The 15,261-nt window shown below is 56.9% G+C and carries 11 protein-coding genes (1 of these 11 cut by a window edge); all 11 read left to right on the top strand.

Annotated elements, in window-relative coordinates:
• The first annotated feature begins 211 nt into the window (after positions 1–211).
• The gene (gene rpoB / locus C3F36_RS08780) at positions 212–4,240 is read left to right on the top strand and encodes a DNA-directed RNA polymerase subunit beta (RefSeq protein WP_010675956.1); all 4,029 of its coding nucleotides are present in this window, start codon (positions 212–214) and stop codon (positions 4,238–4,240) included.
• A gap of 91 nt (positions 4,241–4,331) precedes the next feature.
• Complete coding sequence (rpoC, locus tag C3F36_RS08775; protein ID WP_010675955.1) at positions 4,332–8,636, top strand: DNA-directed RNA polymerase subunit beta'; 4,305 nt, start codon at positions 4,332–4,334, stop codon at positions 8,634–8,636.
• Positions 8,637–8,833: 197 nt separating this feature from the next.
• Positions 8,834–9,550, top strand: a complete 717-nt coding sequence (locus C3F36_RS08770) for a helix-turn-helix transcriptional regulator (RefSeq protein ID WP_010675954.1) — start codon at positions 8,834–8,836, stop codon at positions 9,548–9,550.
• A 26-nt stretch (positions 9,551–9,576) separates the two neighbouring features.
• Positions 9,577–9,957, top strand: a complete 381-nt coding sequence (locus C3F36_RS08765) for a RidA family protein (protein WP_010675953.1) — start codon at positions 9,577–9,579, stop codon at positions 9,955–9,957.
• Positions 9,958–10,043: 86 nt separating this feature from the next.
• A complete protein-coding gene (gene tusD, locus C3F36_RS08760; RefSeq protein WP_010675952.1) occupies positions 10,044–10,436 on the top strand; it encodes a sulfurtransferase complex subunit TusD in 393 nt (130 codons plus the stop codon).
• 9 nt (positions 10,437–10,445) lie between these two features.
• Complete coding sequence (gene tusC, locus C3F36_RS08755) at positions 10,446–10,802, top strand: sulfurtransferase complex subunit TusC (RefSeq protein WP_104454914.1); 357 nt, start codon at positions 10,446–10,448, stop codon at positions 10,800–10,802.
• Between the two features lie 7 nt (positions 10,803–10,809).
• A complete protein-coding gene (tusB, locus tag C3F36_RS08750) occupies positions 10,810–11,088 on the top strand; it encodes a sulfurtransferase complex subunit TusB (protein ID WP_041214282.1) in 279 nt (92 codons plus the stop codon).
• Between the two features lie 182 nt (positions 11,089–11,270).
• Entirely contained in the window at positions 11,271–11,645 is a 375-nt protein-coding gene (gene rpsL / locus C3F36_RS08745; RefSeq protein WP_005306278.1) for a 30S ribosomal protein S12, read from the top strand.
• 93 nt (positions 11,646–11,738) lie between these two features.
• The gene (gene rpsG, locus C3F36_RS08740; protein ID WP_010675949.1) at positions 11,739–12,209 is read left to right on the top strand and encodes a 30S ribosomal protein S7; all 471 of its coding nucleotides are present in this window, start codon (positions 11,739–11,741) and stop codon (positions 12,207–12,209) included.
• Positions 12,210–12,284: 75 nt separating this feature from the next.
• On the top strand, positions 12,285–14,390 hold the full coding sequence (gene fusA / locus C3F36_RS08735) for an elongation factor G (RefSeq protein ID WP_010675948.1): 2,106 nt from the start codon (positions 12,285–12,287) through the stop codon (positions 14,388–14,390).
• Between the two features lie 54 nt (positions 14,391–14,444).
• Positions 14,445–15,261 carry the 5' portion of an elongation factor Tu gene (gene tuf, locus C3F36_RS08730; protein WP_005306325.1) on the top strand. 368 nt of this gene lie beyond the right edge of the window, so 817 of the gene's 1,185 nt are visible here — the first part of the coding sequence; the start codon lies at positions 14,445–14,447; the stop codon falls past the right edge of the window.

Here is a 15,261-nt window from a genome sequence, read left to right as displayed (position 1 = left end):
TAGATTAGCCTGATAAAACAGGCTAAGGCTGGTGAATCTTTATTCACCAGCCTTTTTGCGCTGTAGACTGAGAGTATTTCACACCGTTCACGACTCTCGGTGCACCAGCAATCCGGACCGCCTCATTGTCCGGGCCAACACAAAACGGTGTTGAGACAGAGCTGTCCCGTGGGGACAGAGTGGGTCACTTATCAGCGAGCTGAGGAACCCTATGGTTTACTCTTATACCGAAAAAAAACGCATACGTAAGGACTTCGGTAAGCGAGACCAGGTACTGGACACGCCTTATCTGTTGTCCATTCAGCTGGACTCCTTCAAGCAGTTCATCGAGGCTGACCCGGAAGGTGAGTACGGCCTAGAAGCCGCCTTCCGTAGCGTTTTCCCGATCACCAGTTACTCCGGTAGTGCTGAGCTTCAGTATGTCAGCTATCGCCTGGGTGAGCCGGTATTTGACGTAAAAGAATGCCAGATCCGTGGAGTGACCTACTCCGCGCCGCTGCGTGTCAAGCTTCGTATGGTTCTGTACGACCGTGAAGCAGCTGCCGGCACCGTCAAAGACATCAAGGAACAAGAAGTTTACATGGGCGAAATCCCGCTCATGACCGAAAACGGCACCTTTGTCATCAATGGTACCGAGCGGGTCATCGTCTCCCAGCTGCACCGCAGCCCGGGCGTCTTCTTCGACCACGATAAAGGCAAAACACATTCATCCGGTAAGGTGCTTTATAACGCTCGCGTTATCCCCTACCGTGGCTCCTGGCTGGACTTCGAGTTCGATGCGAAAGACAACCTGTTTGTCCGTATCGACCGTCGTCGTAAACTGCCAGCCTCCATTATTCTGCGCGCCCTGGACTTCAGTTCCGAAGAAATCCTGGCCACCTTCTTCGAGACCATCGGTTTCGAAGTCAAGGATGGCAAGTTGATGATGGATCTGGTGCCCGAGCGCCTGCGTGGCGAGACCGCGACCTTCGACATCATTGCCAATGGCGCCGTGGTGGTTGAAACCGGTCGTCGTGTCACTGCCCGTCACATCCGTCAGCTGGAAAAAGACGGCATCACCCAGATCGAGGTGCCGGTAGAGTATGTTGTTGGCAAAGTTGCAGCCAAGAACTACGCGCACCCGCAGACTGGTGAAATGGTTGTCACTGCCAACCAGGCGCTGAGCCTGGAAGCGGTTGCCAACCTGTCCCAAGCCGGCTTCAAGCACTTCGAGGTTCTGTTCACCAACGAACTGGATCACGGTGCCTACATGTCCGAGACCCTGCGTATCGACTCCAGCTCCAGCCGCCTGGAAGCCCTGGTCGAGATCTATCGCATGATGCGTCCGGGCGAGCCGCCCACTCGCGAAGCGGCCGAGCAGCTGTTCGAGAACCTGTTCTTCTCTTCCGAGCGTTACGACCTTTCTACCGTAGGTCGGATGAAGTTCAACCGCCGTTTGGGTCGTGAAGACGAGACTGGCGTTGGCGTGCTGACCAAGGACGATATCGTCGAGGTCATGAAGCGCCTGATCGACATCCGTAACGGTAACGACGAAGTGGACGATATCGACCACCTTGGTAACCGTCGTATTCGTTCCGTCGGTGAAATGGCCGAGAACCAGTTCCGTGTCGGTCTGGTCCGTGTCGAGCGTGCGGTGAAGGAGCGCCTGTCTCTGGGCGATCTGGACACCCTGATGCCGCAGGATCTGATCAACGCCAAACCGATCTCCGCCGCGGTCAAAGAGTTCTTCGGTTCCAGCCAGCTGTCCCAGTTCATGGACCAGAACAACCCGCTGTCCGAAGTGACCCACAAGCGCCGTATCTCCGCGCTGGGCCCGGGCGGTCTGACCCGTGAGCGTGCCGGTTTCGAAGTTCGAGACGTACACCCGACCCACTACGGTCGTCTGTGCCCCATCGAAACGCCGGAAGGTCCGAACATCGGTCTGATCAACTCGCTATCCGTGTATTCCCGCACCAATGAGTACGGTTTCCTCGAAACCCCGTACCGCAAGGTGATCGACGGTGTGATCACCGACGAAGTGGATTACCTGTCTGCGATTGAAGAAGGCAAGTACGTGATCGCACAGGCCAACGCCGCGACCACCGAAGATGGCCGTCTGAAAGATGAATTGATCCCGTGCCGTCACAAAGGTGAATCCACCTTTATGAACGCCGACCAGATCCAGTACATGGACGTGAGCCCGCAACAGATCGTCTCTGTGGCAGCGGCCCTGATCCCGTTCCTGGAACACGATGACGCGAACCGCGCATTGATGGGTTCAAACATGCAACGTCAGGCTGTACCGACCCTGCGCGCCGACAAGCCGCTGGTTGGTACCGGTATGGAACGCGCAGTGGCCGTTGACTCCGGTGTGACCGTAGTGGCCAAGCGTGGCGGCATGATCGACTATGTCGATGCCTCCCGTATCGTTATCAAGGTCAACGAAGATGAGCTGCTGCCTGGCGAAGCCGGCATCGACATCTACAGCCTGACCAAATACACCCGTTCCAACCAGAACACCTGTATCAACCAGCGTCCGTGCGTGATGTTGGGTGAGCCGGTGATGGCTGGCGACGTACTGGCTGACGGCCCGTCCACCGATCTCGGTGAACTGGCGCTGGGTCAGAACCTGCGCGTCGCGTTCATGCCGTGGAACGGTTACAACTTCGAAGACTCGATCCTGGTGAACGAGCGTGTTGTTCAGGAAGATCGCCTGACCACCATTCACATCCAGGAACTGGCCTGTATCTCCCGTGACACCAAGCTGGGTCCGGAAGAGATCACTGCTGACATCCCGAACGTGGGTGAAGCCGCACTGTCCAAGCTGGACGAGTCCGGTATCGTCTACGTGGGTGCCGAAGTGAAGGGCGGCGATATCCTGGTCGGCAAGGTGACTCCGAAAGGTGAAACCCAGCTGACTCCGGAAGAGAAGCTGCTGCGCGCCATCTTCGGTGAGAAGGCGTCCGACGTGAAGGACTCTTCCCTGCGTGTACCAAACGGTGTGTACGGTACCGTGGTTGACGTGCAGGTCTTTACCCGCGATGGCGTGGAAAAAGACAAGCGCGCCAAAGAAATCGAAGAGATGCAGCTGAAGGAAGCGAAGAAGGACTTGACCGAAGAGTTCAAGATCCTGGAAGACGGCATTTTCGGCCGTTCCCGCAACCTGCTGCTGGCTGCCGGTTACAGCGAAGATCGTCTGAACAAGCTCGATCGTTCCAAGTGGTTTGAGCTGGCCATCGAAGATGAAGCCAAGCAAATCGAGCTGGAGCAGATCGCTGAACAGCACGTTGAGCTGAAGGCCGAGTTCGACAAGAAATTCGAGAACAAGCGTCGCAAGATCATCCAGGGCGATGACCTGGCGCCGGGCGTACTGAAGATCGTCAAGGTCTATCTGGCCGTCAAGCGTCGCATCCAGCCGGGTGACAAGATGGCGGGCCGTCACGGTAACAAGGGTGTTATTTCCAAGATCTGTCCGGTCGAGGATATGCCCCATGACGAGTACGGCCGTCCGGTCGACATCGTACTGAACCCGCTGGGTGTACCGTCTCGTATGAACATCGGTCAGATCCTCGAAGTGCACCTGGGCCTCGCGGCCAAGGGCATCGGCGAGAAGATCGACCGCATGATCAAAGAACAGCGCGAGCTGCACGAGATGCGCGAGTTCCTGCAACAGGTCTATGACCTGGGCGAGAAGGACTCCCAGCAAGTGAACATTGCTGAACTGTCTGACGACGACGTGCGTACCCTGGTGGGTAACCTGCGTAAAGGTCTGCCGGTGGCTACACCTGTCTTTGATGGTGCCAAAGAGCGCGAAATCAAAGCCTTGCTGAAGCTGGCCGATCTGCCGGAATCCGGTCAGATCTCCCTGTTCGACGGTCGTACCGGTAACGCCTTCGAGCGCAAGGTCACCGTGGGTTACATGTACATGCTGAAGCTGAACCACCTGGTAGACGACAAGATGCACGCGCGTTCTACCGGTTCCTACAGCTTGGTTACCCAGCAGCCGCTGGGTGGTAAGGCGCAGTTCGGTGGTCAGCGGTTCGGTGAGATGGAAGTGTGGGCCCTGGAGGCTTACGGTGCGGCATATACCCTGCAGGAGATGCTGACCGTCAAGTCTGACGATGTGAACGGCCGTACCAAGATGTACAAGAACATCGTGGATGGCGACCACCGTATGGAGCCGGGCATGCCCGAATCCTTCAACGTATTGCTGAAGGAAATCCGCTCTCTGGGTATCAACATCGAGCTGGACGAAGAGTAAGAGCTCGCTCTTATTGTTCGAGAATTGACGTGGGCGCCCCGCTGTTTCGGCAGCCGGGGCGCCGAGGTTAGACTCCTGACAGGGGAAACACGTGAAAGACTTACTCAAGTTTTTGAAGGCTCAGACCAAGACCGAAGAGTTTGACAGTATCAAGATCGGTCTGGCCTCTCCTGACATGATCCGCTCCTGGTCATTCGGTGAGGTCAAAAAGCCTGAGACCATCAACTACCGGACTTTCAAGCCGGAGCGTGATGGTCTGTTCTGCGCCCGTATCTTCGGACCGGTGAAGGACTACGAGTGTCTGTGCGGCAAGTACAAGCGCCTGAAACACCGTGGTGTGATCTGCGAGAAGTGCGGTGTAGAAGTGACCCAGACCAAGGTCCGTCGTGAGCGCATGGGCCACATCGAGCTGGCCAGCCCGACTGCCCACATCTGGTTCCTGAAGTCCCTGCCGTCCCGTATCGGTCTGCTGCTGGACATGACCCTGCGTGACATCGAGCGCGTGCTGTATTTCGAATCCTATGTAGTGATCGAACCCGGCATGACCAACCTCGAGCGCAGCCAGATGCTCTCCGAAGAGAACTATCTGGACGCACTGGAAGAGTGGGGCGACGAATTCGACGCCAAGATGGGTGCCGAGGCCATTCTGGCCCTGCTGCGCGCCATCGATCTGGAAGGTGAAGTCAAAGCCATGCGTGAGGAGCTGGATCAGACCAACTCCGAGACCAAGCGCAAGAAGACCACCAAGCGTCTGAAGCTGATGGAAGCCTTCCTGCAATCCGGCAACAAGCCGGAGTGGATGATCATGACAGTGCTGCCCGTGCTGCCGCCGGACCTGCGTCCGCTGGTACCGCTGGACGGCGGTCGTTTCGCGACCTCCGATCTGAACGATCTGTACCGTCGCGTGATCAACCGTAACAACCGCTTGAAGCGTCTGCTGGATCTGGCTGCGCCGGACATCATCGTGCGCAACGAAAAGCGCATGCTGCAAGAGTCCGTGGATGCCCTGCTGGACAACGGCCGTCGTGGTCGTGCCATCACCGGTTCCAACAAGCGCCCGCTGAAATCCCTGGCCGACATGATCAAGGGTAAGCAAGGTCGTTTCCGTCAGAACCTGCTGGGTAAGCGTGTCGACTACTCCGGTCGTTCCGTTATCACCGTAGGTCCGACCCTGCGTCTGCATCAGTGCGGTCTGCCGAAGAAGATGGCACTTGAGCTGTTCAAGCCCTTCATCTACGGCAAGCTGGAATCCCGCGGTCTGGCGACCACCATCAAGGCCGCCAAGAAGATGGTGGAGCGCGAAGAAGCCGTCGTCTGGGACATCCTGGACGAAGTGATCCGCGAACACCCGGTTCTGCTGAACCGTGCACCGACCCTGCACCGTCTGGGTATCCAGGCGTTTGAACCGACCCTGATCGAAGGCAAGGCCATCCAGCTGCACCCGCTCGTCTGTGCCGCCTATAACGCGGACTTCGACGGTGACCAGATGGCGGTCCACGTACCGCTGACCCTGGAAGCCCAGCTGGAAGCGCGCGCCCTGATGATGTCCACCAACAACATCCTGTCGCCTGCCTCCGGTGAGCCGATCATCGTTCCTTCCCAGGACGTGGTCTTGGGTCTGTACTACATGACCCGTGCCCGTATCAACGCCAAGGGCGAAGGTATGGTGCTGTCCGGCCCGAAAGAGGCCGAGAAGGTCTACCGTGCCGGTCTGGCCGACCTGCATGCTCGCGTCAAGTGCCGCATCACCGAGTACGTGAAGAACGAAGCCGGTGAGCTGGTTGCCAAGACCGAGATGAAGAATACCACCGTTGGTCGTGCGATCTTGAGCCTGATCCTGCCCAAAGGCATGGAATACGCTCTGATCGACGAGCCGAAGGTACTGACTGCTGCAGAGCAGGCTGACCTGGACGCCAACCCGCAGAACTGGATCAAGTGCGTCTCCAACAAGGCGCTGGGCAAAAAGCTCATCTCCCGTCTGCTGAACACCTGCTATCGCAAGCAGGGCCTGAAGGATACCGTCATCTTCGCTGACCAGCTGATGTATACCGGTTTCCACTACGCGGCCCTGTCCGGTGCCTCTGTTGGTATCGATGACATGGTCATCCCGGATGCCAAGAAAGACATCATCGCTGCTGCAGAAGCTGAAGTTGCCGAGATCCAGGACCAGTTCCTGTCCGGTCTGGTGACCGCGGGCGAACGCTACAACAAGGTTATCGATATCTGGGCCAGCGCGAACGATCGCGTCTCCAAGGCCATGATGGACAACCTTTCCAAGGAGCGTAACGTCAACTCCCTGGGCGATGAGGAAGAGCAAGCCTCCTTCAACAGCATCTTCATGATGGCCGACTCTGGTGCGCGGGGTTCCGCCGCCCAGATCCGTCAGCTGGCCGGTATGCGTGGCCTGATGGCGAAGCCGGATGGCTCCATCATCGAAACGCCGATCGTGGCGAACTTCCGCGAAGGTCTGAACGTACTGCAGTACTTCATCTCCACTCACGGTGCTCGTAAAGGTCTGGCGGATACCGCGCTGAAGACAGCGAACTCCGGTTACCTGACCCGTCGTCTGGTTGACGTGGCCCAGGACATGGTGATCACCGAGGACGATTGCGGCACTACCGACGGTCTGTGGATGACTCCGCTGATCGAGGGTGGCGACGTGGTCGAGCCGCTGCGTGAGCGCGTGTTGGGTCGTGTGGTGGCCGAAGACGTGATCAAGCCGGGTACCGAGGATGAAGTGCTGGTAGCGCGCAACACCCTGCTCGACGAGCAGCTGTGTGACCTGCTGGAGCGCAACTCCGTCGACCGCGTGAAGGTACGTTCTGCCATCACCTGTGAGACCGACTTCGGTAACTGTGCTCACTGCTACGGCCGTGATCTGGCCCGTGGTCACCTGGTTAACAAGGGTGAGGCTGTCGGTGTTATCGCCGCTCAGTCCATCGGTGAACCGGGCACCCAGCTGACGATGCGTACCTTCCACATCGGTGGTGCCGCATCCCGAGCGGCTGCCGAGAGCAGCATCCAGGTGAAGAACACCGGTAGCATCAAGTTGCAGAACGCCAAGTTCGTTCTGAACAACTCTGACAAGCTGGTTATTACCTCCCGTTCTACCGAGCTGACCATCATGGACGAGATGGGCCGTACCAAGGAAAGCCACAAGCTGCCTTACGGTTCCGTGCTGGAAGTGAAGGATGGCGAAGCGGTGAACGCCGGTGATACCGTCGCGAACTGGGACCCGCACACCCACCCGATCATCACCGAAGTAGCGGGTCGCCTGCACTTCGAACACATGATCGACGGTGTGACCATCACTCGTCAGACCGACGAGCTGACTGGTCTCTCTTCCATCGTCGTGCTGGATGTCAACGAGCGTCCGAGCGCCGGTAAAGAGATGCGTCCGACCGTGAAACTGGTCGATCTGAACGGCAAGGATGTGATGATCCCGGGCACCGACGTTCCCGCCCAGTACTTCCTGCCGGGCAAGGCGATCGTGAACCTGGAAGATGGTGCCAACGTGGGCGTGGGTGACGCGGTTGCGCGTATCCCGCAAGAGTCCAGCGGTACCAAGGACATCACCGGTGGTCTGCCGCGCGTTGCGGATCTGTTCGAAGCACGTCAGCCGAAAGAGCCGGCCATCTTGGCCGAGATCTCCGGTACCATCTCCTTCGGGAAAGAGACCAAGGGCAAACGCCGTCTGGTCATCACCCCGACCGATGGTGGCGAGATCTATGAAGAGATGATTCCGAAATGGCGTCACCTCAACGTGTTCGAAGGTGAAAAAGTTGAGAAGGGTGAAGTGCTGGCGGACGGTCCCGAGTCTGCTCACGACATCCTGCGTCTGCGCGGTATCAGCCCGGTCGCCAACTACATCGCCAACGAAGTGCAGGACGTTTACCGTCTGCAAGGCGTTAAGATCAACGACAAACACATCGAAGTCATCGTGCGTCAGATGCTTCGCAAGTGCGAGATCCTGAGCGCTGGCGACACCGACCTGATCGAAGGTGAGCAGGTTGAAGTGGCCCGTGTGAAGATTGCCAACCGTAAACTGGTTGCCGAAGGGAAGACCCCGGCTACCTACCGTCATATCCTGATGGGTATTACCAAGGCATCTCTGAGCACCGAGTCCTTCATCTCCGCAGCTTCCTTCCAGGAGACCACCCGCGTGCTGACCGAAGCAGCCGTTGGTGGCAAGCGTGATGAACTGCGCGGCCTGAAAGAGAACGTGATCGTGGGTCGTCTGATCCCGGCTGGTACCGGCTTTGCCTACCACCACAGCCGCATCAACCAGCGTGCCGCCGCAGCCCGTGCTGTCGGTGTGCCGCAGGTGACTGCCGATGAAGCTCAGCAAAACCTGGCGGATCTGCTCAACGCAGCCGGCAGTTTTGACGAAGAGTAATCTTCCGCTGCAGTGATCGAAAAGGGCCCCTTCTAGGGGCCCTTTTTTTATTTCCCATCCGGCGCCCAGCATGCACTGGGCTGGGGCAGGGGGATGATCCAGTGCAAGGTTATAGAGCAAAAAATCAAAAAAAGTTGACATTGCCCCGTCGCAACTGAAAACTCGGGAAAGTTGAATGGGTATTACAGGGGTAGAACATGGCTGTCGGTATCGAGGAAGTACTGCTTCCCGAAGAGCAACTGAGCGGTCGCGCTTTTACAGACGAAGACAGGGAGCTGTTGCGTTCATATGGGGGCCTTATCGAAGGCCTGGCCGATCTGTTCGGCAAGCACTGCGAGGTGGTGCTCCACTCCCTGGAAAATCTGCATGAGTCCGTGATCCAAATCGCGAATGGTTTCAATACGGGTCGAACTCTGGGGGCGCCGATCACCGATCTCGCCCTGCGGATGCTCAAGGACATCGAGAGCACGGGTCAGGATCACACCCAGAGTTATTTTGCCCGCAGTCGGACCGGTGCCTTGATGAAGTCGAGCACCATCGCCATCCGTAACCGCGACAAGCAGGTGATCGGCCTTATCTGCATCAATTTGCACATCAATGCGCCTTTCCACGAGTTCGTGGCCGAATTCTTCCCGACACCACAGCAGGTGGAGCGGCAATCGCCGGAGACCTTCGCCAACAGCGTCGAAGAGCTGGTTGCCCAGACGGTGGACAACACCATCGACGAGATCAATCGTGATCCCTCCGTGGCCAACAATGCCAAGAACCGTTTTATCGTGACCCAGTTGTTCGAGAAGGGCATATTTGATATCAAGGATTCGATCAACCTGGTCGCCGACAAGCTGAATATTTCCAAACATACCGTGTATCTCTACATCCGACAGCGCAAGCAGGGTGAAGAAGAGAGCGAGTAAGCGCCATAGATAGGGGATAGATAACAATGGCTAAAGAAGTGATTGCAACCGACAAGGCGCCTGCCGCAATTGGCCCTTATGTCCAGGCTACCAAGCTGGGTGAGCTGGTCTTTACCTCCGGGCAGATCCCGCTCGATCCGGCCACCATGGACATCGTTGCCGGTGGCATCGAGGCTCAGGCAGAGCAGGTGATGAAGAATCTGGTTGCCGTCTTGAAAGCCGCAGGGGCCGATACCAGCAAGGTGCTGAAGACCACCTGCTTCCTGAGTGACATGAACAACTTTGTGGCCTTCAACCAGGTGTATGCCCGCTACTTTGGCGAGTCCGCCCCGGCACGTTCCTGCGTGGAAGTTGCTCGTCTGCCCAAGGATGTACTGGTCGAAGTCGAAGCCATCGCTTACGTCTGAGCCTGTTTCATTGGAAAAGCCCCTCCCAGGAGGGGCTTTTGCGTCTGTGAGGTAGAATGGATGCACCGCTGTGCAGGAGTGCGATCATGAGTCTGAATTTTGCTCTGCTGGTCACCGGGCCCGCCTATGGCACCCAGACGGCCAGCACGGCCTATCGTTTTGCCCTGAGTCTGGTCGAGCAGGGACACCGCTTGTCCCACCTCTTCTTCTATCAGGAGGGGGTGTGCAATGCCAATGGCCTCCATGCGCCAGCCAGCGATGAGACCGACCTGGTGGCACTGTGGCGCGAGTTGGCCATCCAGCAGGGTATCCGCATCGATGTGTGTGTGGCTGCGGCCATGCGCCGTGGCGTGCTGGATGAGCAGGAGGCCAAGGGAATGGGACGGGAGCATTTCAATCTGGAAGCGCCATTCTGCCTGAGCGGGCTCGGTCAGTTGGCGGAAGCCGCACTGACCGCTGATCGCTTCGTTCAGTTCTAGGGGGACAAAATGACCAGAATAGCGTTTATCTCACGGCGTGGTCCCCATGGTTTGGCGAGTGGTCGGGAGGGGCTGGATGCTCTGCTGGCAACCTCTGCATTGACGGAGTCCTTGGCACTCTTTCTGGTGGGGGATGGCGTGATGCAACTGGTGAGGGAGCAATCACCACACGCCATATTGCAGCGTCACTACGCCCCGACCTTCAAGATGCTGGAGCTGTATGACATCGAGGAGGTCTATGTCTGTGCGGTGTCACTGGCTGAGCGAGGACTGACGGCGGCGGATCTGCTAATCCCAGTTATTCCGCTCTCTCCTGCGGAAATTCGCCGTAGCTGGGCGGGTTTCACCACCCACATCTGCTTCTGAGGTGCCCGTGATACAGCTGATATTGAACTCTCCCTTCATGAGCCAGGATCTCGAGTTGGCGTTGCGTTACCGCATGGAAGGGGATCTGGTGGTGTTGATGCAGGATGCCGTGATGGCGGCTGCTGCCCCCGGGTGGTGCGAGCGCTTGGCAGAGGTCCCCCTGTACGTCATGAAGGAAGACCTGCAAGCGAGAGGTTTGTCACCCGGGATCGGTATGGAACTCGATATGCCGGGTTTGATCAGGTTGATCGCCGAGCACGGATCACCGCAGACCTGGGGCGCTTAGGTTTGGTTTTTCCTTTTTATCTCAGTTGCTTAGCATAATGTCATTCGACTGTCATTTGCCATTTCGGTGTGCAAATTGTATAAATCTTGACTCCCCAGACAACAGGGCATAAAATTTCGCGTCCCCGTATCTGCGGGGAGGATTTTTCACACGTTTATGAAGTCATTATCAGGAGCCTTTTGATGGCAACTATTAACCAGTTGGTTCGCAAGCCACGCATCAAGCTCGTTGTGAAAAGCAACGTGCCGGCGCTGGAAGCGTGCCCTCAGAAGCGTGGCGTATGCACCCGTGTATACACCACCACCCCGAAGAAGCCTAACTCTGCACTGCGTAAAGTATGCCGTGTACGTCTGACCAACGGCTTCGAAGTCACCTCCTACATCGGTGGTGAAGGTCACAACCTGCAAGAGCACTCTGTTGTTCTGATCCGTGGCGGTCGTGTAAAAGACTTGCCAGGTGTTCGTTATCACACCGTTCGTGGTGCGTTGGACTGTGCCGGTGTTAAAGACCGTAAGCAGGCTCGCTCCAAGTACGGCGTGAAGCGTCCGAAAGCTTAATGGTTCTCCGTTAAGTAAGGCCAAACGTTAATTCGTTTCTAGTTAGATAACTTTCTAGTTTTGGGTAACCCCTGAAGTTACGGAGAATTTGAAATGCCAAGACGTCGTGTTGTTGGTCAGCGTAAAATCCTGCCGGATCCCAAGTTCGGATCTGAGCTGCTGGCTAAATTTGTCAACGTAGTAATGGTTGACGGTAAGAAATCTGTTGCAGAAGCCATCGTTTATGGCGCCCTGGACATCATTGCCACCAAATCTGGCAAAGAGCACCTGGCCCTGTTCGAAGTCGCTCTGGACAACATTCGTCCGGCGGTCGAGGTTAAATCTCGTCGCGTCGGTGGTGCAACCTATCAGGTGCCGGTAGAAGTTCGTCCGGTACGTCGCAATGCTCTGGCAATGCGCTGGTTGGTTGATGCCGCTCGTAAACGTGGTGAAAAATCAATGGCTCAGCGTTTGGCTGGCGAGCTGCTGGATGCCGCTGACAATAAGGGTTCGTCTGTCAAGAAACGTGAAGACGTTCACCGTATGGCTGAAGCGAACAAGGCCTTCGCTCACTTCCGCTGGTAATCCGCTTGCGCAGGGTCTTATGACTCTGCGCACCTTTAATTATCTGGGGACAAGCGCCCTAGTAAGAGGATGACAATGGCTCGTACAACCCCCATTGAGCGTTATCGTAATATCGGTATCTCCGCTCACATCGACGCCGGTAAGACTACTACTACCGAGCGCGTTCTGTTTTACACCGGTGTAAGTCACAAGATCGGTGAAGTTCACGATGGCGCCGCCACCATGGACTGGATGGAACAGGAACAAGAGCGTGGTATCACCATCACCTCCGCCGCGACCACCGCTTTCTGGTCCGGTATGGGTAAACAGTTCCAACCGCACCGTATCAACATCATCGATACCCCGGGCCACGTTGACTTTACTATCGAAGTAGAGCGTTCCATGCGTGTTCTGGATGGCGCCGTGATGGTGTACTGTGCCGTAGGTGGCGTACAGCCCCAGTCTGAAACCGTATGGCGTCAGGCTAACAAGTACAAGGTTCCCCGTATCGCGTTCGTCAACAAGATGGACCGTACCGGTGCTAACTTCCTGCGCTGCGTTGAGCACATCAAGACCCGTCTGAAAGGTAACCCGGTTCCTCTGCAACTGAACATCGGTTCCGAAGAGAACTTCAAGGGCGTTATCGACCTGGTCAAGATGAAAGCCATCAACTGGAGCGAAGCTGACCAGGGCGTATCCTTCGACTACGAAGACGTCCCGGCCGAGCTGCTGGAACAGGCGCAAGAAATGCGCATGAACCTGGTTGAAGCCGCTGCTGAAGCGTCTGAAGACCTGATGGAAAAATACCTGGGTGGTGAAGAACTGACTGAAGAAGAGATCAAGAAAGCTCTGCGTCAGCGTGTTCTGAACAACGAAATCATCCTGGTTACCTGTGGCTCCGCGTTCAAGAACAAGGGCGTACAGGCCATGCTGGATGCCGTGGTCGAGTATCTGCCGGCTCCGACCGACGTTGCTGCTATCGACGGTCTGAAGCTGGATGGCGAGACCAAGGACGAGCGTCACGCTTCCGATGACGAGCCGTTCTCTGCTCTGGCATTCAAGATTGCTACCGACCCGTTCGTGGGCAACCTGACCTTCTTCCGTGTTTACTCCGGTGTGGTCAACTCCGGTGACTCCGTGCTGAACTCCGTTAAAGAGAAGCGCGAGCGTTTCGGCCGTATTGTTCAGATGCATGCCAACAAGCGTGAAGAGATCAAAGAAGTTCGCGCAGGCGACATCGCTGCTGCCATCGGCCTGAAGGACGTCACCACCGGTGATACCCTGTGTGACGAAAGCGCACCGATCATCCTGGAGCGTATGGAATTCCCGGAGCCGGTAATCTCCATCGCCGTTGAGCCGAAATCCAAGGCTGACCAGGAGAAGATGGGTCTGGCTCTGGGCCGTCTGGCTCAGGAAGATCCGTCCTTCCGCGTATGGACCGACGAAGAATCTGGTCAAACCATCATCGCCGGTATGGGTGAGCTGCACCTGGACATCATCGTTGACCGTATGCGTCGCGAGTTCAAGGTAGAAGCCAACGTAGGTAAGCCGCAGGTTGCCTACCGTGAAACCATCCGCAACACCGTCAAGGACATCGAAGGCAAGCATGCCAAGCAGTCCGGTGGTCGTGGTCAGTACGGTCACGTCGTTATCGACATGTACCCGCTGGAAGAAGGCAAAGCCTACGAATTCGTCAACGACATCAAGGGTGGCGTGATTCCGGGCGAATTCATCCCGGGTGTTGACAAGGGTATCCGCGAGCAGCTGAAGTCCGGCCCGCTGGCAGGCTATCCGGTAATGGATCTGGGTGTGCGTCTGCACTTCGGTTCCTACCACGATGTCGACTCTTCCGAACTGGCGTTCAAGATCGCTGCTTCTCTGGCGTTCAAGGCTGGCTTCATGAAGGCCAACCCGGTACTGCTCGAACCGATCATGAAGGTCGAAGTCGAGACTCCGGAAGACTACATGGGCGACGTGATCGGTGACCTGAACCGTCGTCGCGGCCTGATCGAAGGCATGGAAGATGGCCCGTCCGGCAAGATCGTACGTGCGCTGGTGCCGCTGGCCGAAATGTTCGGTTACGCCACCTCCCTGCGTTCTGCTACCCAGGGTCGTGCTTCCTACGCCATGGAATTCGCCAAGTATCACGATGCCCCGACCAACGTCGCCCAGGCCGTGATCGAAGAGCGCAAATCCAAGTAATTTAAGATTCCCCGCCTACGACGGTAGGCGGGTTTAACCTAGAAGGACTACGTCGTGTCTAAAGAAAAATTTGAGCGTAATAAACCGCACGTAAACGTCGGCACCATCGGCCACGTTGACCACGGTAAAACCACCCTGACCGCCGCCATCACCAACGTGCTGGCCAAGCACTTCGGTGGTAAAGCTTTCGCCTTCGACCAGATCGACAAGGCACCGGAAGAGCGTGAGCGTGGTATCACCATCAACACCTCCCACGTAGAATACGACACTGCAACCCGCCACTACGCCCACGTAGATTGCCCGGGTCACGCCGACTACGTTAAAAACATGATCACCGGTGCTGCCCAGATGGACGGCGCAATCCTGGTAGTAGCAGCGACTGACGGCCCGATGCCGCAGACTCGTGAGCACATCCTGCTGGGTCGTCAGGTAGGCGTTCCGTACATCATCGTGTTCATGAACAAGTGCGACATGGTAGATGACGAAGAGCTGCTGGAACTGGTCGAGATGGAAGTTCGCGAACTGCTGTCCGAGTACGACTTCCCGGGTGATGACCTGCCGGTAGTCCGTGGTTCCGCACTGAAAGCGCTGGAAGGCGAAGCTCAGTGGGAAGAGAAGATCCTGGAACTGGCTGGCCACCTGGACACCTACATTCCGGAGCCGGAGCGTGCCATTGACCAGCCGTTCCTGATGCCTATCGAAGACGTCTTCTCCATCGCAGGCCGTGGTACCGTAGTAACCGGTCGTGTAGAGCGCGGTATCGTCAAGGTTGGTGAAGAAGTGGAAATCGTGGGTATCAAAGATACCACCAAGACCACCTGTACTGGCGTTGAAATGTTCCGCAAACTGCTGGACGAAGGTCGTGCTGGTG

The organism is Aeromonas sp. ASNIH2 (assembly GCF_002934795.1).
Taxonomy (GTDB): Bacteria; Pseudomonadota; Gammaproteobacteria; order Enterobacterales; family Aeromonadaceae; genus Aeromonas; species Aeromonas caviae.
Note: the sequence above shows the minus strand (reverse complement) of the source record. Positions and strands in the feature narration are given on the sequence as shown.